Annotated in this window: 16 protein-coding genes; 6 read left to right on the forward strand and 10 right to left on the reverse strand. The window is 62.0% G+C overall.

Translation table 11 applies throughout. The features are described from left to right. Positions 1–219: 219 nt before the first annotated feature. Complete coding sequence (gene guaD / locus ACSQ3F_RS21030) at positions 220–1,551, reverse strand: guanine deaminase (RefSeq protein ID WP_436102217.1); 1,332 nt, start codon at positions 1,549–1,551, stop codon at positions 220–222. After that, complete coding sequence (locus ACSQ3F_RS21035; RefSeq protein ID WP_436102218.1) at positions 1,548–2,783, reverse strand: urate hydroxylase PuuD; 1,236 nt, start codon at positions 2,781–2,783, stop codon at positions 1,548–1,550. Before ACSQ3F_RS21035 ends, guaD begins: the two co-directional genes overlap by 4 nt. A gap of 138 nt (positions 2,784–2,921) precedes the next feature. Between ACSQ3F_RS21035 and ACSQ3F_RS21040 the strand changes: the two genes are divergently transcribed. From ACSQ3F_RS21040 to ACSQ3F_RS21050, 3 genes are all read left to right on the forward strand, one after another. Then, on the forward strand, positions 2,922–3,836 hold the full coding sequence (locus tag ACSQ3F_RS21040) for a LysR family transcriptional regulator (RefSeq protein ID WP_436102219.1): 915 nt from the start codon (positions 2,922–2,924) through the stop codon (positions 3,834–3,836). Positions 3,837–3,903: 67 nt separating this feature from the next. Then, entirely contained in the window at positions 3,904–4,158 is a 255-nt protein-coding gene (locus ACSQ3F_RS21045; protein WP_436102220.1) for a type II toxin-antitoxin system Phd/YefM family antitoxin, read from the forward strand. Next, positions 4,158–4,571 carry a type II toxin-antitoxin system VapC family toxin gene (locus ACSQ3F_RS21050; protein ID WP_436102221.1) on the forward strand — a complete coding sequence of 138 codons (414 nt, stop codon included), beginning with the start codon at positions 4,158–4,160 and terminating at the stop codon, positions 4,569–4,571. The genes ACSQ3F_RS21045 and ACSQ3F_RS21050 overlap by 1 nt, the downstream gene beginning before the upstream one ends. A gap of 13 nt (positions 4,572–4,584) precedes the next feature. On the opposite strand, the gene xdhC is transcribed toward ACSQ3F_RS21050, so the two are convergent. From xdhC to uraH, 4 genes are read right to left on the reverse strand one after another with little or no spacing between them, the layout of a single operon-like run. Beyond that, positions 4,585–5,457 carry a xanthine dehydrogenase accessory protein XdhC gene (xdhC, locus tag ACSQ3F_RS21055; protein WP_436102222.1) on the reverse strand — a complete coding sequence of 291 codons (873 nt, stop codon included), beginning with the start codon at positions 5,455–5,457 and terminating at the stop codon, positions 4,585–4,587. Between the two features lie 5 nt (positions 5,458–5,462). Continuing rightward, positions 5,463–7,799, reverse strand: coding sequence for a xanthine dehydrogenase molybdopterin binding subunit (gene xdhB / locus ACSQ3F_RS21060; RefSeq protein ID WP_436102223.1), 2,337 nt, complete (start codon positions 7,797–7,799; stop codon positions 5,463–5,465). A 12-nt stretch (positions 7,800–7,811) separates the two neighbouring features. Continuing rightward, the gene (gene xdhA, locus ACSQ3F_RS21065; RefSeq protein ID WP_436102224.1) at positions 7,812–9,293 is read right to left on the reverse strand and encodes a xanthine dehydrogenase small subunit; all 1,482 of its coding nucleotides are present in this window, start codon (positions 9,291–9,293) and stop codon (positions 7,812–7,814) included. A 3-nt stretch (positions 9,294–9,296) separates the two neighbouring features. Then, complete coding sequence (uraH, locus tag ACSQ3F_RS21070) at positions 9,297–9,653, reverse strand: hydroxyisourate hydrolase (RefSeq protein WP_436102225.1); 357 nt, start codon at positions 9,651–9,653, stop codon at positions 9,297–9,299. Positions 9,654–9,817: 164 nt separating this feature from the next. Here uraH and puuE point away from each other — a divergent pair, with 164 nt between their 5' ends. Beyond that, entirely contained in the window at positions 9,818–11,236 is a 1,419-nt protein-coding gene (gene puuE / locus ACSQ3F_RS21075; RefSeq protein ID WP_436102226.1) for an allantoinase PuuE, read from the forward strand. Between the two features lie 45 nt (positions 11,237–11,281). Further along, positions 11,282–11,767 carry an ureidoglycolate lyase gene (locus tag ACSQ3F_RS21080; protein WP_436102227.1) on the forward strand — a complete coding sequence of 162 codons (486 nt, stop codon included), beginning with the start codon at positions 11,282–11,284 and terminating at the stop codon, positions 11,765–11,767. Positions 11,768–11,809: 42 nt separating this feature from the next. Here the strand turns inward: ACSQ3F_RS21080 and ACSQ3F_RS21085 are convergent, their stop codons facing one another. The 4 genes from ACSQ3F_RS21085 to ACSQ3F_RS21100 all read right to left on the reverse strand — a co-directional run bounded on the left by ACSQ3F_RS21085 (position 11,810) and on the right by ACSQ3F_RS21100 (position 14,976). Further along, positions 11,810–12,334, reverse strand: coding sequence for a GNAT family N-acetyltransferase (locus ACSQ3F_RS21085; RefSeq protein ID WP_436102228.1), 525 nt, complete (start codon positions 12,332–12,334; stop codon positions 11,810–11,812). A gap of 6 nt (positions 12,335–12,340) precedes the next feature. Further along, positions 12,341–12,637 carry a DUF1778 domain-containing protein gene (locus tag ACSQ3F_RS21090; RefSeq protein ID WP_436102229.1) on the reverse strand — a complete coding sequence of 99 codons (297 nt, stop codon included), beginning with the start codon at positions 12,635–12,637 and terminating at the stop codon, positions 12,341–12,343. 198 nt (positions 12,638–12,835) lie between these two features. After that, positions 12,836–14,128, reverse strand: coding sequence for an NCS2 family permease (locus tag ACSQ3F_RS21095; RefSeq protein ID WP_436102230.1), 1,293 nt, complete (start codon positions 14,126–14,128; stop codon positions 12,836–12,838). A 413-nt stretch (positions 14,129–14,541) separates the two neighbouring features. Further along, the gene (locus ACSQ3F_RS21100) at positions 14,542–14,976 is read right to left on the reverse strand and encodes an Lrp/AsnC family transcriptional regulator (RefSeq protein ID WP_436102231.1); all 435 of its coding nucleotides are present in this window, start codon (positions 14,974–14,976) and stop codon (positions 14,542–14,544) included. A gap of 128 nt (positions 14,977–15,104) precedes the next feature. On the opposite strand from ACSQ3F_RS21100, the gene ACSQ3F_RS21105 reads away from it, so the two are divergent. Beyond that, positions 15,105–18,158 carry an aminotransferase class III-fold pyridoxal phosphate-dependent enzyme gene (locus ACSQ3F_RS21105; RefSeq protein ID WP_436102232.1) on the forward strand — a complete coding sequence of 1,018 codons (3,054 nt, stop codon included), beginning with the start codon at positions 15,105–15,107 and terminating at the stop codon, positions 18,156–18,158. The last annotated feature ends 355 nt before the right edge of the window (positions 18,159–18,513 follow it).

The following is an 18,513-nucleotide window of genomic DNA, read 5'->3' on the forward strand; positions in this document are numbered from 1 at the left end:
GAGCCACAACCGCGGGGTTCGCCGCCCCACCGGTCATCGCCTCGCCATGCTCGGCACTTCTCCCCGACGGGGAGAAGAAGGAGATCGCGGTGGCCTCCCACCTCCCCCTTGAGGGGGGAGGTCGCCGCGAAGCGGCGGGTGGGGGTGACTGTCAGGCACGCACAAAGATCACCCCACCCCGGAGCTTCGCTCCGCCCCCCCTCAACGGGAGAGTAAACCTCACGCCGTCTCCAGCTCCCGCCTCGCGGCCGCCTTCCGGCCCTTCATCGCCTTGCCGGCCACATAAACCTCGGCCACGCAGCGATCGTCCCCCATGGTCTGCAGGATGAACAGTTCCTCGACCAGCGATTTCACCGTCCGCATCCGAAGCTCCATCGCCGATTTGCCGCGCGAGTCGAGGATGACGATATCGGCATCGGCGCCTGCATGCAGCGAACCGATCCGGTCCTCAAGCCCAAGCGCCCGGGCATTGCCGAGCGTCATGCGGTAGAAGGAATTGAGCGGCGAAAGCCGCTGGCCCTGCAAATGCAGCACCTTGTAGGCCTCGTCCATCGTCTCCAGCATCGAGAAACTGGTGCCCGCCCCGACATCGGTCGCGACCGACCAACGAGCGCCAAACTTGTCGAAGCGGTCGCGGTCGAACAGGCCGGAGCCGAGGAAGAGATTGGAGGTCGGGCAGAACACGCCGACCGCGCCCGTCTCTGCCAGCACCGAGATCTCCCGGTCGCTGAGATAAATGCAATGCCCAAGCAGCGTCTTGTCGGTCAAAAGATCGTAGTGGGCGTAGATGTCGGTATAGTCCTTCGCATCCGGATAGAGCGAGGTGGCAAAGGCGATCTCGTCCCTGTTTTCCGAAAGATGCGTCTGCACGTAACAATCCGGATGCTCGTCAACGAGTGCCCGGCTCATCTCCATCTGCTCCGGCGTCGAGGTGATCGCGAAACGCGGGCTGATCGCATAGTGCGCCCTGCCCCGGCCATGCCACTTGCCGATCAGCCGCTTCGTCTCGTCGTAGCCAGTCTGTGGCGTGTCCCTGAGCGCGTCGGGTGCATTGCGATCCATCATCACCTTGCCGCCGATCATCAGCATGCCGCGCTGTTCCGCCGCGGTGAAATAGGCGTCGACGCTTTGCGGGTGGACCGAACAATAGGCGACCGCCGTCGTCGTGCCGTTGGACAGCAGCTCGTCCATGAACCGTCCGGCGATGAAGGCGGCATGCTCCGGCGCGGCAAACTTTTGCTCTTCGACGAAGATGTAAGTGTTCAGCCATTCGAGCAGCTGCGCCCCGTAGGAGGCGATCGCCTGCGTCTGGGGAAAATGCAGATGCGTGTCGATCAGTCCGGGGAGCACAAGGTTCGGCCGGTGGTCGGCCACCGTCATGTCGGCGCCGGTGGCCCTGCGGATCTCGGCGTAGTCGCCCACCGCAGCGATCTTGCCGTCGCGGACCAGCACCGCGCCATCCTCCACGCACCTGTAGGATGCTGTATCATCGATGCCCTGCGGCTCGTCAATGAAGGTGAGCACGCGTCCGCGGATCAGGAGTTCGGTCATTGGGTTTTTCCTCCGTTCACAACCGCCTCGTACCAGGAAACGAGCAGTTGCCGCTCGTCATCGGAAATGGCGGTGACATTGGCCGGCGGCATGGCATGAGACCGCCCCGCCTGCAGATAGATTTCCCGGGCATGGGCAGCGATCTCAGCATCGTTCTCCAGCATTACACCCTTGGGCGGCACGATCATGCCCTCCCAGCCGGGCTCCTTGGCATGGCACATGGAACAGCGCCCGAGGATCGTGTCGCGCACCTTCGGAAACGCCTCCGCCGTGATGAACGGCTGCTGCGCCGCCGATACCTTTTCCGGCTCGCCGCTCAGGATCTTCGGAACGGTCGACAGCCACATGATGGCGATGAAGAGGAGCGCGGTCGCCAGCCAGGTCCAGGTCGGATTGCCGGCATTGGCGTGGCGCGTGTTGAAATAGTGCCGGATGGTGACGCCCATCAGGAAGACGAGCGAGGCGATGATCCAGTTGTACGCGGTGCCGAACGCCAGCGGATAATGGTTCGACAGCATCAGGAACAGGACCGGCAGCGTCAGATAGTTGTTGTGCGTCGAGCGCTGCTTGGCGATCTTGCCGTATTTCGCATCCGGCGTGCGCCCGGCAATCAGGTCGGCAACCACGATCTTCTGGTTCGGGATGATGATGAAAAAGACATTCGCCGACATGATGGTCGCGGTAAAGGCGCCGAGATGCAGGAAGGCGGCGCGGCCGGTGAAGAGCTGGGTATAGCCCCAGGCCATGGCGACCAGGATGAAGTAGAGCAGCACCATCAGCCGCGTGTTGTCGTTGCCGAAGGGCGACTTGCAGATCAGGTCGTAGATGATCCAGCCGAAGGCGACGGAGGCAAGCGAGATGCCGATCGCAACCGGCTTGGAGACATCCAGCACGCTCGGGTCGATAAGGTAAAGATCGGCCCCGGCGTAGTAGACCAGACACAGCAGGCCGAAGCCCGACAGCCAGGTGACGTAACTTTCCCATTTGAACCAGATCAGGTGCTCCGGCATGTTGGCCGGCGCCACCAGATATTTCTGGATGTGATAAAACCCGCCGCCATGGACCTGCCATTCCTCTCCATGGGCGCCGGCCGGCAAATCCGGGCGTTTGCGCAAACCGAGGTCCAGCGCGACGAAGTAGAACGACGAACCGATCCAGGCGATACCGGTGATGACGTGAAGCCAGCGGACGGCGAAGGTCAGCCAGTCCCAGGCGATGGCATATTCATACATATGGGTTCTCCCCCTGTTTGGGAGAGTTTTGCCACCCTGCGATCTTCGCCGAAATGCCGGTTAATCCCCAACACTTTCAAAAAAATCTATAAGATCACCCCCGCTGTGGTTCGATTGGCAATATGGTAGAAAAGCGTCATGTCCTATCTCGATAATGTGCGCGTCTTCGTCCGGGTCGTCGAACTCGGTACCCTTTCCTCCGCCGGCCGCGACCAGCGGGTGACGCCTGCCGTCGCCAGCAACCGCATCAAGGAACTGGAACGGCATCTCGGTGTGCGCCTGTTCAACCGTACGACGCGTAAGCTCTCGCCGACCGAACACGGCCGCGTCTTCTACCAGGGCGCCGTCAAGATCATCGAGGCCGTGAACGAGGCGGAAAGCGCGATCGCCGATCTCTCGCACAATCCGAAGGGCTCGCTCCGGATCACCGCACCGCTCGGCATCGGCCGGCGCCTGATCGCGTCGGGCATTCCGGAGTTCCACGATAAATATCCGGATATCGAGGTGCGCCTGCGTCTCTCCGACCACAATGTCGATATCTTGAGCGAAGGCGTCGACGTCGCCTTCAAGCTCGGTGTGCTCGAGGATTCGAACCTGCGCATGCGCGGCATTTTGAACTGTCAGCGCGTCGTCTGCGCCGCGCCCGCCTATCTGGAAAAGCGCGGCAAGCCGGAAACGCCGGATGCGCTGATCGATGACAAGCACGACTGCCTGCTGCTGCGCTACCCGGGCTCCAAGGAATATTATTGGACCCTGCAGACGCCGGACGGTATCCGCAAGTTCGAGATCGGCGGCCCCTATGATTCCGATGACGGCGACGTCCTGACGCAATGGGCACTGGAAGGCCGCGGCATCATCAACAAACCGCTGTTTGAGGTGAAGGCGTACCTCAACGACGGCACGCTGGTGGAGATACTGGAAGATACACCGCCGGCCAGCGTCCAGCTCGCAGCGATCTATCCGCACAAGCGCTTCCAGGATCCGAAGGTCCGGCTGATGATCGATTTCATGGCCGAGCGCTGTCAGCGGCTGATCGGCAAGATGCTGGAGTAGAGGCTTCCTTGTGGCCGGTTAAAATCTAGTATATATTTTGTTAAATATCCTATTTTGAGGAATGGCAATGAAATTGTCTTCGATGACCAGCGCCGCCTTCAACCAGAATCCGAGCCGGGCAAAAAAGGAAGCGGACAAGCAGCCTCTCGTGATCACCGAGCATGGCGAGGCGAGCTATGTCCTCGTCACCTATGCGGATTTCACCATGAACTGGACGAAGTCGAAGACCCTGCTGGACGCGCTGGCCGACCGCTCACCGGATTCAGGCAAGGATTTTGAGCCGGAAAGGGTCGATTTTTCGGGACGTGACGTCGCGTTCTGATGGCTTTTCTTCTCGATACCAACGTGGTTTCGGCCGCGCGCCGGCCTGAACGCCAGAGCGCCGAGTTCCGAAATTTCCTCACCAGTTTCGATGCCGACAGCGCTTACGTCTCGGCTGTCACGATCATGGAGATCGAATTTGGCATCATGCGCGAACGAAGCCATGATGCCGCATTTGCGGATGAACTGGCGCGCTGGCTGACGGATGTCGTTCTTCCGGGTTTCGAAGGCCGCATCCTACCCTTCGATCTCGAGATCGCCTCTGTCACGGGCAGGCTGCCGACGGCAGACAAACGGCCCTCCGCGGATGCAATGATCGCAGCGACAGCGATCGTGCATCAACTCAAGATCGTCACCCGTAACACGGCACATTTCGAACCGCTCGGCCTGAGCTGCCTCAATCCCTGGATGTAGCCGCGAATTGCCCTCAATGCGGCAATGCGGTTTTCGAAATCTCACCGCGGCCGGCTTTTGGAGAATGCCTCTGCGCGTCGCAATTTAGCGCCGCAACCACGATCTCCGCCGCCGCAAGCGCTGCGATGACCGCCGGGCGCTTGTCCTTGACCGCCGTGCCGCCGATCGGGCAGATCAGCCGGTTGAAAAGTTCCGGCCGGCCGATTTCGCGGCTGAGCCAGTTCTTGAAGGTGGCGCGTTTGGTCTTCGAACCGATCATGCCGACGTAAGCGGCATCGTCGCGGCGCAACGCTTCGGCGGCAATCAGGAAATCCAGAGCATGGTCATGGGTGAGAATGACAAACGAACTGCCCGCAGGAGCATCGCGCACGACCGCTTCCGGCATCGCCGCCAGGCAGGTTTCGATACCCTCCACATTCGAAGCCGACAGTTCCTCCTCGCGGGTATCCACAAGCACGGTGCGCACCGGCGCCAGGGACAGAGCCATGGCCAAGGCGTCACCGACATGGCCGGCACCGAAGACATAGACATGCGGCCGTGCGGCCATTTCTCGATCGCTGCGAGTGATGAGGAGCGTGGCCAGGTCGGCGTTCATCGCCGTGAAGGAAAGGCCAACGCGACCGCCGCAGCATTGGCCGATTTCAGGGCCGAGCGGGATGTTCATTGCCTCCGCCGGCACGCCCTGCCGCAAAGCCCGCCGGGCGTGGTCGATTGCCATATATTCCAGCTGACCGCCGCCGACCGTACCGAAGAGGCAATCGGCTGCCACCAGCATCCAGGCATCGGTGTCGCGCGGCGTGGAACCGGCCGTACCCGTTACCTTGACGAGCACGCAGTCCGGTTCGCGACGCAAGAAATCCCGAATGTCTTCACGTCTGGCAGCCATGCCAATCACCCGTTCTTCGCGGCCCGCCGCAAGCGTTCGACGGCGAGCAGGACACGCTCAGGCGTCGCCGGCGCATCGATGCGCGGCGCCATACGATACTCCGCAACGCTCGCCGCCGCCATCGAGATCGCTTCGAGCACCGAGATCGGCAGCATGAAGGGCGGTTCGCCGACCGCCTTGGAGCGGCGGATGGTTTCCTCGCGGTTGACCGACCATTCGGCCAGCCTGACGTTGAAGATGCGCGGCCGGTCGGAGGCGAGCGGGATCTTGTAGGTCGACGGCGCATAGGTGCGCAGACGCCCCTTGGCATCCCACCAAAGTTCTTCCGTCGTCAGCCAGCCCATGCCCTGCACGAAGGCACCCTCGACCTGGCCGATATCCAAGGCCGGGTTCAGCGACTTGCCGACATCATGCAGCACATCGGCGCGATCGACCTGATATTCGCCGGTCAGCGTATCGACGCTGACCTCCGAGCAGGACGCGCCATAGGCATAGTAGAAGAAGGGCCGTCCCCGGCCCTCCGAACGGTTCCAGTGGATTTTCGGCGTCTTGTAGAAACCGGCCGCCGAAAGCTGGATGCGCGAGCCATAGGCAAGCTTGATGAACTCGGAAAAAGCAATGCGCTCGACACCGACGCGAACGGTGTTCGGCTCGAAAGCAACGTCATACTCGCTGACGCCCCAACGTTCCGCGGCGAACTTTACAAGCCGCGCCTTGATCTGCTGCGCGGCATTGGCGGCGGCCATCCCGTTCAAGTCCGATCCGGAGGAGGCGGCGGTGGCCGAGGTGTTCGGCACCTTGCCGGTCGTCGTCGCGGTGACCTTGATCCGGTCGAGATCGACCTGGAATTCGTCGGCGACGACCTGGGCCACCTTGGTGTAGAGGCCCTGCCCCATTTCCGTGCCGCCGTGGTTCAGATGGATTGAGCCATCCGAATAGACATGGACCAGCGCGCCGGCCTGGTTGTATTCCGTCTTGGTGAAGGAGATGCCGAATTTCACCGGGGTCAGCGCAATACCGCGCTTGATGATCCGGCTCTTGCGGTTAAAGGCGAGAACCTCCTCCCGGCGCGCGGCATAATTGGAAGAAATCTCCAACTCCTCGATGATGCGGCCGATGATGTTGTCTTCGACCGTCTGGTGATAGGGCGTGAGATTGCGCCCTTCGCCGCCGTAGAAATTCAGCTTGCGGATTTCGAGCGGGTCCTTGCCGAGCGCATAGGCGACCTCCTCGATCATGCGCTCGCCTCCGACCATGCCCTGCGGGCCACCGAAGCCGCGGAAGGCGGTGTTGGAAACGGTATTGGTTTTCAGCGGTCGCGACTGCAACCGGACATGCGGGTAGAAATAGCAGTTGTCGGCATGGAACAGCGCGCGGTCGGTGACGGGGCCGGAGAGATCGGCCGAAAATCCGCAGCGGGCCGAGAAGACGGCGTCCACCGCCTCGATGCGGCCATCGTCGTCGAAGCCGATCTTGTAGCCGACGTGAAAGTCATGACGTTTGCCGGTTGCGGTCATGTCGTCGTCGCGGTCCGGGCGGATTTTCACCGCACAGCGATATTTTTTCGCCGCCAACGCGGCGACGGCGGCAAACAGGTTTGCCTGCGTTTCCTTGCCGCCGAAGGCGCCGCCCAGGCGCCGCACATTGATTGTCACGGCATTGGAGGGAATGCCGAGCACCTGGCCGACCATATGCTGCGTCTCGCTCGGATGCTGGGTCGAGCAATAGACGGTGATCTCGTCATCCTCGCCGGGGATGGCGAACGAGATATGACCCTCGAGATAGAAGTGATCCTGGCCGCCGATACGCATCTCGCCTTCGACAACGTTCTTCGCCTTGGCAAAACCGGCGGCGATATCGCCGCGCTCCAGCTTCAGGGGATCGATGACTAGAGGACAATTCGCGGCGGCCGCTTCGACGACGTCGGTGACATGCGGCAGATCCTTGTAGTCGATCTTGACCTTTGCCGCAGCCCGGCGGGCTTCGTCGCGCGTCTCGGCAATGACGGCGAAGATCGGCTGGCCGTGGAATTCGACGCGGGTCGTGGCGAAGACCGGATCGTCGTGTCTGTGTGCCGGGCTGACGTCATTTTCGCCGGGAATATCGGCCGCGGTCAGGATACCGATGACGCCGCGGGCAGACTTCACCGCATCGAAATCGATCGACAGGATCTCGGCATGGGCGCGCTCAGACAGGCCGAGATAGGCATGCAGGGTGCCGGCGGGCTCGGGCATGTCGTCGATATATTCGGCCGTTCCCGTCACATGCTTGTGGCCGGATTCGTGACGTTCCTTCTCATGCACGCCACCGCGGATGCGGTCGATGGGCTGCATCACGTTCATGATCTCGTCTCCTCACACGGCCAGCTTGATCTTGCGGTCGAGCCGCACGGGCTCCGCGCCCTGCGTCTCCAGATAGAAGCGGCGCAAAAGGTTCTTGGCGACCAGCAGTCGGTAGTCCGCCGATGCCCGCCAGTCGGTCAGCGGCGTGTAGTCCGCCCCGAGCGCGTCCATGGCGGCTTCGATCGTGGCTTCGTTCCATTCGGCGCCGTTCAGCGCGGCTTCGGCATTCTCCGCCCGCTTCGGTGTACCGGCCATACCGCCATAGGCGATCACCGCACCGGCGACCTTACCGTTGGCATCAAAGGTCAGATGGAAGGCACCGCAGACGGCGGAGATGTCCTCGTCCAGCCGCTTGGTGATCTTGTAGACGGCGTAACGTGCATTCTCGTTGAGGAAGGGGATGCGCACGGCTTCGACGAATTCGCCGGGGTGGCGGTCCTGCTTGCCGTATTCGATGAAGAAGCTTTCGAGCGGCACAATGCGCTGCTGCTTGCCCTTGCGCAGGACGACCGAGGCGCCAAGCGCGATCAGTGCCGGCGGCGTGTCGCCGATCGGCGAGCCGTTGGCGATGTTGCCGCCGATGGTGCCCATGTTGCGCACCTGCTCACCGCCGATCCGGTTCCAGAGTTCGGTGAGTTGCGGGAAGTGCCCGGTGATGACCGGAAAGGATTCCGTATAACTGACACCGGCGCCGAGCGTGATACCGGCCTCGTCCACCGTAATGCGCCGAAGCTCGTCCAGATGACCGAGATGGACGACCGGCGAGATGTTGCGCATGAGCTTCGTCACCCACAAGCCAACGTCGGTCGAGCCGGCGACGATGCGGGCTGCAGGCTCGGCCTCGTAGATTTCAGCGAGATCATCGACCGTGGCCGGCAGCACGAAACGCTCAGCACCTTCGCCGATAACAACGCGCTTGCCGTCCTTCAACGCCGCCAGCTTTTGCCCGATCGCTTCCCGTTCCAGCACCAGCGGATCGCGGCCGAGATCGCCGATCGTCGAGATTGCTTCCGCTGCGCGGATGATGGCGGCATAGCCGGTGCAGCGACAGAGATTGCCCTGCAGCGCCTTCTCGATTTCTGTCACCGATGGCTTCGGATTTTCCATCCAGAGGCCGTAAAGCGACATGACGAAACCGGGTGTGCAGAAGCCGCATTGCGACGCGTGCGTATCGACCATTGCCTGCTGCACCGGATGCAGCGGGCCGCCGGATGTGGCGAGGCAATCCACCGTAACGACATGACAGCCGTCGAGCGAGCCGACGAAGCGGATGCAGGCATTGACGGTCTCGTATTTCAGCCGCCCGTCGAGCAGCCGGCCGACGAGGACCGTGCAGGCGCCGCAATCGCCCTCGGCGCAGCCTTCCTTGGTGCCGCGCAGATTACGGTCAAGCCTGAGGAAATCGAGCAGCGTCTGGACCGGTGAGACCGAGGACAGCTCGACCGGCCGGTGATTGAGCAGGAAACGGATGGTGTTGCGGGTGTCGACGGTCATCGCTCAGCTCCCGCGATAGGTCGAATAGCTGTACGGCGAAAGAAGCAGCGGCACGTGGTAGTGCGCCGTCTCGTCGGCGAAGCCGAAGCGGATCGGGATGATATCGAGGAAGGCGACCTTACCGGCCATGCGGCCGAGATAGTCGCCGGCATGGAAACGCAGCTCGTAGGTTCCGGCCTTCATGCGCTCGCCGGAGAGAAGCGGCGCATCGCAGCGACCATCGTCATTGGTCCTGGTCGAGCCGATCTGCTCGGCCTTGTCGCCCTCGACGCGGAAAAGGTCGATGCGCAGGCCTTCGGCCGGTTTGCCGAGCGCCGTGTCGAGCACATGGGTCGTCAGCCGACCAGTGATGGATTGCATGCGTTTCACCCTCCGAAAACTGCATTCGTTCGGTCACTATCCTTCAAGCCACTTTGCTGCGGTAGCGCGCTTATCCTTCGAGACTTTCAAATTTTTCGAGGGAAATAGCACGCGCGTTTTCCGGTAAAAAATCGGCCAATCGAAAGCTGAGGAGGAATGGCTGCATGAGGTATCCCCGTGACTTGCATGGATATGGCGCGACCACGCCGGACGCCGTCTGGCCCGATGGCGCCCGCATCGCCGTGCAATTCGTCGTCAACTACGAGGAGGGCGGCGAGAACTGCGTGCTGCACGGAGACCCCGGATCCGAGGCCTTCCTGTCGGAAATCGTCGGCGCCCAGGCCTGGTCCGGACAGCGCCACTGGAACATGGAATCGATCTATGAATACGGCGCTCGCGCCGGTTTCTGGCGGCTGCACCGGCTGCTGGCCGATCGGCAGGTCCCGGTAACGGTCTATGGCGTTGCAACCGCGCTGAAGCGCTCGCCGGCGCAGGTCGAGGCGATGCAAAAGGCCGGCTGGGAAATCGCCTCGCACGGGTTGAAATGGGTCGAGCACAAGGACATGGATCCCGGCGAGGAGCGCAAGCAAATCGCCGAAGCGGTAAGGTTGCATGAGATCGTCACCGGCGAGCGGCCGCTTGGCTGGTACACCGGCCGCTGCTCGGCAAACACCGTCGATCTCGTCACCGAGGAAGGCGGATTTGCCTATGTTTCCGACAGCTATGCCGACGACCTGCCCTATTGGCACGAGCATGGCGGCAGGCACCAGCTCGTCATTCCCTATACGCTCGACACCAACGACATGCGTTTTGCAACCGCTCAAGGGTTCAACAGCGGCGACCAGTTCTTCAGTTATCTGAAGGATACGTTCGACGTGCTTTATGCCGAAGGGGCAGGCGGCGCGCCGAAGATGATGAATATCGGCCTGCACTGCCGCCTCGCCGGCCGGCCGGGGCGGGCTGCGGCGCTTGCCCGGTTCATCGACTACGTGAAGAGCCACGACAAGATCTGGTTGGCCCGTCGCATCGATATTGCCGACCATTGGGCAAAAGCGCATCCCTTTCAACCCAACGAGTGCCGTCCATCGCGCCTGACGGAGGATGAATTCGTCGCGCGCTTCGGCGGCGTGTTCGAGCATTCGGACTGGATCGCTCGACGCGCCTTCGCCGAAGAACTCGGGCCTGCCAATGATACGGCGATCGGGCTTCACGCCGCGCTGGCGGCGGTGTTCCGCGAAGCGAGCGACGCAAAGCGGCTCGGCGTGCTCAATGCGCACCCGGATCTCGCCGGCAAGCTTGCGCAGGCGAAACGGCTGACTGAAAGCTCGACCAGCGAGCAGGCGTCCGCCGGGCTCGATGCGCTGACGGATGCCGAACGCGTGCGTTTCACCGATCTCAACAGCCGCTACGTCAAGACCTTCGGCTTTCCCTTTATCATCGCCGTCAGGGGTCTCACGAAGGACGATATTCTCGCCGCCTTCGAGCGGCGCATCGGCAATGATCGGCAGACCGAGTTTGATACGGCCTGCCGTCAGGTGGAGCGGATTGCCCTGCTTCGCCTCACCGATATGCTGGCTGCCTGAGCGGCTGGCGGCAGTCCCGGCAAACATTCCTGAGGAGGAGGACATATGAAAACGATCGATATCAGACCGCTCACCCGTGAGGCCTTCGCGCCGTTCGGCGAAGTCCTGGAAACCGAGGGTGCGCCAAGCTTCCCGATCAATGCGGGCAAATGCGTGCGCTATCACGACCTCGCCAAGATCGAGACGACGGGCGAGAAGGCCCGTGCGATGATCAGCCTGTTGCGTGGCGAACCTTATCGATTGCCGCTGGAACTGACCATGGTCGAGCGCCATCCGCTCGGCAGTCAGGCGTTCATTCCGTTGAGCGAACATCCGTTCCTCGTCGTCGTGGCAGAGGAAACCGCCGATGGACCGGGCCAGCCGATCGCCTTCAGGACCGCGCCCGGACAGGGCGTCAATATCGGCCGTAATGTCTGGCACGGCATCCTGACGCCGCTGGACGGCATCTCCGAATTCGCCGTGGTGGATCGCGGCGGCGAGGGCATCAATCTTGAAGAGCATTTCTACGGGCAGCCGTTCCTGATCCGCTGATCACAGCTGGCCCTTTCCGCGGAACGGCTGCGTTACTGTCCCTCAGTCCTGTGCGCGAGAAAGCCGGGCTTCGGTCATCGATGCAGCGATCGCGGCGATCGAGCGGAATAGGACGAGGGGGTCATCGGTTGAAGGAATCAAGCCACGCCGCTGCCAGAACGCCGCGGCCTCCGGATCGACTGCATTGACGATGAGGGCGCGCCCTCCGACAAGACCTACCGCGGTCACACAACGATGCAATGCATGCTTCACAAGCCCTGTCCCGACTCCTCTTCCAACCCAGCGGGAATCGACCGCGAGCTGACCCAGCAACAGGCAGGGCACGGGATCTGGCGGTTGGCCGGTACGAATCGAGCGAGGAAGTACATTCGGAACGACTGCTGTTGGCGCGAGTCCGTAGTAGCCGACGACGCGACCCGCTTCATGGACAATCAGGACGGCAGTGAAACCTTTCTCTTGATTGGAGAGAGCACGGGTCTTTAGCCAATGGTCGAGGATCGGCTTTCCGCAGGAAAACTCGGAGACGTCGTGGACCAAACTAAGAGGTTCGGGAGCCGAAAGATCCACGGCTCGTCATTTCGCGACATAGCCTGGCTCCCAAGGAGCCGGGCGCTTTGCCAGTTCCACCATTTCGGGTACCGGGGTCTCAGGTTCGGACAGCACAGCCATGAAATCCGCGAAGCTGCCGGGGCTCATGCGGATAAGGCGGTTCTCCATCAAGACATCCTCGGCCGCGCGAACGGCGGCATCGCGCACGAAGTCCGTTCGTGATCGGCCCCGCAGACCTGCTGCGCGATCGATCATCGCGATATCGGCCTCGGGAAGGCGCATTGAAATAGGGTGTTCGTTGCGTTTAGTACCGACGGCCATATGGCACCTCTCTAACCCAAAAATAGAGCATCGTAGTGCATATTGCAATACGGACAACAACTGCACTGCCAACGGCTTTGGCAGCGTTTTTCCGTATTCTTCGGTGCCAGCAGTACGGGCCGAACCGCAACGAAGCGGTCCGGCCCGGGTCTATCTGTGAAGGATTGGCAGGCGAGGCGATCTCCCCCACCCGATCCATCAATCCGCGAAGAAGGCGAAGCGGATGATGAAGAGCGCTGCGACTATCATCGTTGCCGGATGCAGCACGCGCCATTTGCCGGTGAAGACCTTCAGGACGACATAGCTGATGAAGCCGAAGGCGAGGCCGTTGGCGATCGAATAGGTGAAGGGCATGGCAAGCGCCGTCAGCGCGGCCGGTGCGGCTTCCGTCAGGTCTTCCCATTCGACTTCCGTCAGTTCGCGCATCATCAGGCCGGCGACGTAAAGCAGCGCCGGCGCCGTCGCATAGGTCGGGACCGAGCCGGCGAGCGGCGAGATGAAGAGCGAGGCGAGGAACAGGATGGCAATGACGAGAGCCGTCAGACCCGTGCGCCCGCCAGCCTGTACGCCAGAGGCGCTTTCGACATAGGCGGTGGTGCTGCTGGTGCCGATCAGCGAACCGGCGACGATTGCCGTACTATCGGCCAGAAGCGCCCGGCCGAGGCGGCTGCGCTTGCCTTCCTGGATGAGATTGGCCCGCTTGGCGACGCCGATCAGCGTTCCCGTGGCGTCGAAGACTTCGACCAGAACGAAGACGAGGATGACATGGATCAGGCCGCCATGCAGGGCGCCGACGATGTCGAGTTGCAGGAAGGTCGGCGCGATGCTCGGCGGCATCGAGACGATCCCGCGGAATTCACTGACACCGGTGATCCATGACAGTACCGTCACCGCCAGAATGCCGATCAGGATGGCCCCGCGGACACGCAGCGCGTCGAGTACGGCGATGACGAAGAAGCCGAAAATGGCGAGCAGCGGACCGGTTGCCTTGAGGCTGCCGAGACCGACGAGCGTTGCCGGATTGTCGACGACGATGCCGGCGTTCTTCAGTGCGATGATGCCGAGGAAGAGGCCGATACCGGTGGCGATCGCGCTGCGCAGCGAATGCGGGATACCGGCGATCAGCCAACTGCGAATGCCGGTGACCGTCAGGAAGACAAAGATCAGGCCGGAGATGAAGACCGCGCCCAGCGCCTGCTGCCAGGTGAAGCCGAGTGCGGCAACGACCGTGAAGGCGAAGAAGGCGTTCAGGCCCATGCCCGGTGCCATGCCGATCGGCCAGTTGGCGACGAGCGCCATGACTGCCGAGCCGAGCGCTGCGGCGATACAGGTCGCGACGAAGATCGCGTCGCGATCCATGCCGGTGGTCGACAAGATGTCCGGGTTGACGAAGATGATGTACGACATTGTGAGAAATGTCGTGAGGCCGGCGACCAGTTCGGTGCGGACCGTCGTGTTGTGCTCACTCAGTTTGAAGAGCCGTTCAAACATATTTCCTCCCTTAGCCTGGATCATCCAATCCCGGCAAATACCATTGGCGGACCGCCTTCTCCTCCGGCGACCACCTATTTGTACCGATCTTCAAATCGTCACGACTTGTCGGGGCTCCTGCCCGATCAGGGTCCCGCGTCCCGCCAAGGGATGCCGGATGCCTCATTTACGGTTTTTCAATTGTGCGGTTTCGCGGCGCGGATCGCTAGCCGTCCATTTCGACGGCGTAAGCGAAAGACTTTCAAATTTTTCGACGACAGTATCGGGAGGAATTCGGTCTGTTTTTACAGGAAGCAACCGTTCCCGAGTGACCACGACGACAGCGCGATCCGCTTGAAGCGCAGGTTCTTCCTGCGCTTCGCCGAAAAATTATCTTGTTTGCGATTGCAGCAAAGTCAAGCGCAGGCGAAATCTCAGCTCCGTTCGATATCGCGCCGAAGGACGATCGACGTGGTGAGGTCTTCGACGTCGTCGAATGTGGCCACTTCGTTTCTCAGTTCGTTCAGTGCATTGATCGATCCGACCTCGACCTCGACGACGAGATCGAGCTGGCCGCTAACGGAAGAGACTTTTCGCACCGCGGAAAATCCCGCAAGCCGGTCGAGCACGCCGATCGACGGGGTGCGCTTCAGCGTCAGGAGCAGGAAGGCATGGATCTGCCCCTCCTCCAGTTGCCCGATATCGGCTCGGTAGCCGCGGATGATGCCTGCCTTTTCAAGCCGGCTGACCCGCTCCGTCGTCGCACTTCGGGAGAGCCCGATCCGGCCTGCCAGCGACTTCATCGGGATGCGTGCCTCCCGCGACAGGATGCTCAGGATCGTCCGGTCGATCGCGTCTGTGTTCTGCATGATTTCCGCTCATCGAGTGTGCCGACAAGATGACGGTTATTAGAAACACAATGCCGGTGCAACCGGCATAATGCCGGATGCGCGCAGCCGCTCCCCGTGCAACTCTGCTCGACAGAAGAGGGCCACCGATGAACGACATGCTGAAGACCACACCGGATTTTTCGATCGAACAGGCAAAGCTGTTGCTTGCCGAGCATTACTGCCTCGACGGCACGCTGTCGCCGCTCGACAGCGAGCGCGACCAGAATTTCAAGGTCCTGGCCGGCGACGGCGGCACCTATATCCTGAAAATCGTCAATGCCGCCGAGCCGTTGGTGGAAAGCGAATTCCAGACGGCGCTTCTTACGCATATTGGCGCGCACGCGCCGCAACTTCCTGTGCCGCATATCCGCAAGGCCGCTTCAGGCGCCAGCCTCGCGGAAGCAACGAGCGCGCATGGCGTTCACCATCTGCTGCGGCTCGTCGGCTGGGTGCCCGGTGTTCCGCTTGCCCAGACGTCCCGTAGCGACACGGCGCTGGAATCGCTTGGGCACCTGCTTGGCCGTTTCGATGCTTCACTGAAAGGCTTCATGCATCCCGGCGCCCTGCGTGATCTCGACTGGAATCTCTGCAATGCCGGCCGGTCCGCCGAAAGGCTCCACCATATTGCCGATGTGGACGACCGCGCCCTGCTTGAACGGTTTCTTGCCCGCTTCGAAACCAAGGTCGTGCCGATGCTCCCGAAGCTGCGCTCGGCGGTCATCCATAACGACGCCAATGACTGGAACGTGCTCGTCGACAACGCCGATCACGATCGCATCGCCGGCGTGATCGATTTCGGCGATGCGCTCTATGCTCCGGTGATTGCCGAGATCGCGATCGCCGCCGCCTATGCCGGTCTCGATCATGCCGATCCGATCGGCGCTGCCGCAGTCGTCGCGCGCGGTTTTCACGCGGAGTATCCGCTGCTGGAAGAAGAAGTCGACCTCCTGTTTGATCTCATCGCCATGCGGCTGGTGACTTCGGTGACGATCTCGGCATCGCGCCGGGCCCATACCGACGGAAACCCCTATCTTGCCATCAGCGAGAAACCGGCCTGGGTCCTGCTGCGCAAGCTCGACGCCATGAACGCGCACTTTGCCACGGCGATCCTGCGCCATGCCTGTGGTTTCGAGGCCGCGCCTGGCGCGCGGACCATCGCAAGATGGATCGCCGAGAACCGCAAGACGTTGCACCCTTTGCTCGATAGGCCGGCGGCGACCTATCCGGCCGATCTGGTGCCCTATGGCGACCCGACGCACCCGATGACGGTAAAATCCGCAGGCGAGCGGCCGCACGAGGCGCAGGCGATCTGGGAAGACCATTGCCGCGAACACGGTGCCGACCTCGGCATCGGTCCATGGGGCGAGGCGCGCACGGTCTATTCCGGCGAGATGTTCGTGTCCAAGATGATCGACAACACCCGCCGAAACCGGCATCTCGGTCTCGACCTCTTCATGGCTGCCGGCACCAGGGTCTACACGCCAATGGCCGCCACCGTCGTCAGCGTCGAGATCGAAAAGGAGCCGCTCGGATACGGCTGCCTGATCGCGCTCCGTCACGAGCCGGCGGGCTGCCCGGCCTTTGTCACCCTGTGGGGGCACCTTGCCCACGAAGCGCTCGACCGGTTGAAACCCGGTGACCGCCTGGAAGCTGGAGCTTTGGTGGGTAAGATGGGCGCTCCAAACGAAAACGGCGGCTGGGCGCCGCACCTGCATCTGCAGATTTCCACCGACACCAGCCTTTCCGCGACCGAAATTCTCGGCGTTGGCGAGGAGCGCTATCTCGATGTCTGGGCCGAACTGTTCCCCGATGCGCGCATGTTCGCCGGTATTGCGCCGGAGTTTTACGAACAAAAAGGCCGGTCTCATCAAGAAATCGTCAAGCGCCGCAAGGAACTGCTGCTGCCGAACCTGTCGATCTCCTATGACAAGCCGATCAAGTTCGCCCGCGGCGAAGGCGTCTGGCTGATCGACGATCGCGGCCGCGCCTATCTCGACTGCTTCAACAATGTCTGCCACATCGGCCACTCACACCCGGCGGTGGTTGAGGCCATGGCGAAGCAGGCCGCGACGCTCAATACCAATACCCGCTACCTGCATGACAACATCGTTGCCTATGCCGAGCGGCTGACGGCGACCATGCCCGGGGAATTGACGGTTACCGGCTTCGTCAACAGCGGTTCGGAGGCAAACAACCTCGCCCTGCGTTTGATGCGCGCCCATACCGGCCGCGAAAACGCAATCGTCCTCGACTGGGCCTATCACGGCACGACGCAGGAACTGATCGATATCAGCCCCTACAAGTTCCAGCGCAAGGGCGGCCAGGGACAGAAAGTCCATGTCTATGTCGCGCCGGTTCCCGACAGCTATCATGCGCCGGCCGATTGGCCGGTCGAGGAACACGGCAAGCGCTTCGCCGAAAGTGTTGCCAAGCTGATTGCGGCGATGCAGGCGAAGGGCGGAGCGCCGGCCTTCTTCATCGCCGAATCCATCCCGAGCATAGCCGGCCAGGTGTTCCTGCCGGACGGATATCTCGAGCAAGTCTACCGGATGGTGCGCGAGGCAGGCGGCGTCTGCATCGCCGACGAGGTGCAGGTCGGCTTTGGCCGGGTCGGCAGCCATTGGTGGGCCTTCGAGACGCAAGGGGTCGTCCCCGACATCGTCACCATGGGCAAGCCGATCGGCGACGGCCATCCGCTGGCCGCCGTCGTCACGACGCGGGAGATCGCCGACAGTTTCAACAACGGCATGGAATATTTCAACACGTTCGGCGGAAACCCGGTGTCCTGCGCCGTCGGCCTTGCCGTGCTCGATGTGATCGAGGGTGAGGATCTGCGCCACAACGCGCTGGAAGTCGGCAATTATCTGATGGCCGGTTTCCGAGCGATGCAGGAGCGCTATGAAGCGATCGGCGACGTGCGCGGCATGGGGCTGTTCCTCGGTATCGAATTGGTGACGGATCGAAAGACCAAGGCGCCCGCCACGGAGTTCGCCCGAGCTGTGTCGAACGGTGCACGGCAGCGCGGCGTGCTGATGGGAACCGAGGGGCCGCACGACAACGTCCTCAAGATGCGGCCGCCGATGATCTTCTCGCGGCGGGACGCGGACCATCTGCTGGCTATCCTCGAAGAGACATTCGAGGCAGTGACGGCCAAGGGCTGAGCCAAAAGCATATAAAAGTCGAACGAAACCCCGGTGGCGGGATGCGCCGCCGGCGGCAGGCGTGTGCCTTGTGAACAGACGAGCATCGGGCGCCACGTGGGCGGGTTTTTACTGGAAGAGGACGCGCGAAGACCCAGAAACGAAAAAGCCTGCCGCGGGAGGAGGTGCGGCAGGCTTTCAAATAGAACCGAACGGCGACTGGGAGGAGGAGTGTCGCCATTCCGCAAGTGCCCTCTGGGAGGAGGAGTAAGGACACTCGCAATCGAAGCTTTGCGGGAGGAGGTGCATCGCTTCGATCATTTGACTATACACGGATTCCGCTCAAATAGTAGGCAGAATTTTGCAGAGCAGCCAT

This window comes from Pararhizobium sp. LjRoot238 (assembly GCF_964252955.1).
GTDB lineage: Bacteria > Pseudomonadota > Alphaproteobacteria > Rhizobiales > Rhizobiaceae > Pararhizobium.

What these genes read in the sequence shown, in the direction of transcription:
- guaD (WP_436102217.1), bottom strand. Translation starts at nt 1,551, where the DNA reads ATGACCGAACTCCTGATCCGCGGACGCGTGCTCACCTTCATTGACGAG.
- ACSQ3F_RS21035 (WP_436102218.1), bottom strand. Translation starts at nt 2,783, where the DNA reads ATGTATGAATATGCCATCGCCTGGGACTGGCTGACCTTCGCCGTCCGC.
- ACSQ3F_RS21040 (WP_436102219.1), top strand. Translation starts at nt 2,922, where the DNA reads ATGTCCTATCTCGATAATGTGCGCGTCTTCGTCCGGGTCGTCGAACTC.
- ACSQ3F_RS21045 (WP_436102220.1), top strand. Translation starts at nt 3,904, where the DNA reads ATGAAATTGTCTTCGATGACCAGCGCCGCCTTCAACCAGAATCCGAGC.
- ACSQ3F_RS21050 (WP_436102221.1), top strand. Translation starts at nt 4,158, where the DNA reads ATGGCTTTTCTTCTCGATACCAACGTGGTTTCGGCCGCGCGCCGGCCT.
- xdhC (WP_436102222.1), bottom strand. Translation starts at nt 5,457, where the DNA reads ATGGCTGCCAGACGTGAAGACATTCGGGATTTCTTGCGTCGCGAACCG.
- xdhB (WP_436102223.1), bottom strand. Translation starts at nt 7,799, where the DNA reads ATGAACGTGATGCAGCCCATCGACCGCATCCGCGGTGGCGTGCATGAG.
- xdhA (WP_436102224.1), bottom strand. Translation starts at nt 9,293, where the DNA reads ATGACCGTCGACACCCGCAACACCATCCGTTTCCTGCTCAATCACCGG.
- uraH (WP_436102225.1), bottom strand. Translation starts at nt 9,653, where the DNA reads ATGCAATCCATCACTGGTCGGCTGACGACCCATGTGCTCGACACGGCG.
- puuE (WP_436102226.1), top strand. Translation starts at nt 9,818, where the DNA reads ATGAGGTATCCCCGTGACTTGCATGGATATGGCGCGACCACGCCGGAC.
- ACSQ3F_RS21080 (WP_436102227.1), top strand. Translation starts at nt 11,282, where the DNA reads ATGAAAACGATCGATATCAGACCGCTCACCCGTGAGGCCTTCGCGCCG.
- ACSQ3F_RS21090 (WP_436102229.1), bottom strand. Translation starts at nt 12,637, where the DNA reads ATGGCCGTCGGTACTAAACGCAACGAACACCCTATTTCAATGCGCCTT.
- ACSQ3F_RS21095 (WP_436102230.1), bottom strand. Translation starts at nt 14,128, where the DNA reads ATGTTTGAACGGCTCTTCAAACTGAGTGAGCACAACACGACGGTCCGC.
- ACSQ3F_RS21100 (WP_436102231.1), bottom strand. Translation starts at nt 14,976, where the DNA reads ATGCAGAACACAGACGCGATCGACCGGACGATCCTGAGCATCCTGTCG.
- ACSQ3F_RS21105 (WP_436102232.1), top strand. Translation starts at nt 15,105, where the DNA reads ATGAACGACATGCTGAAGACCACACCGGATTTTTCGATCGAACAGGCA.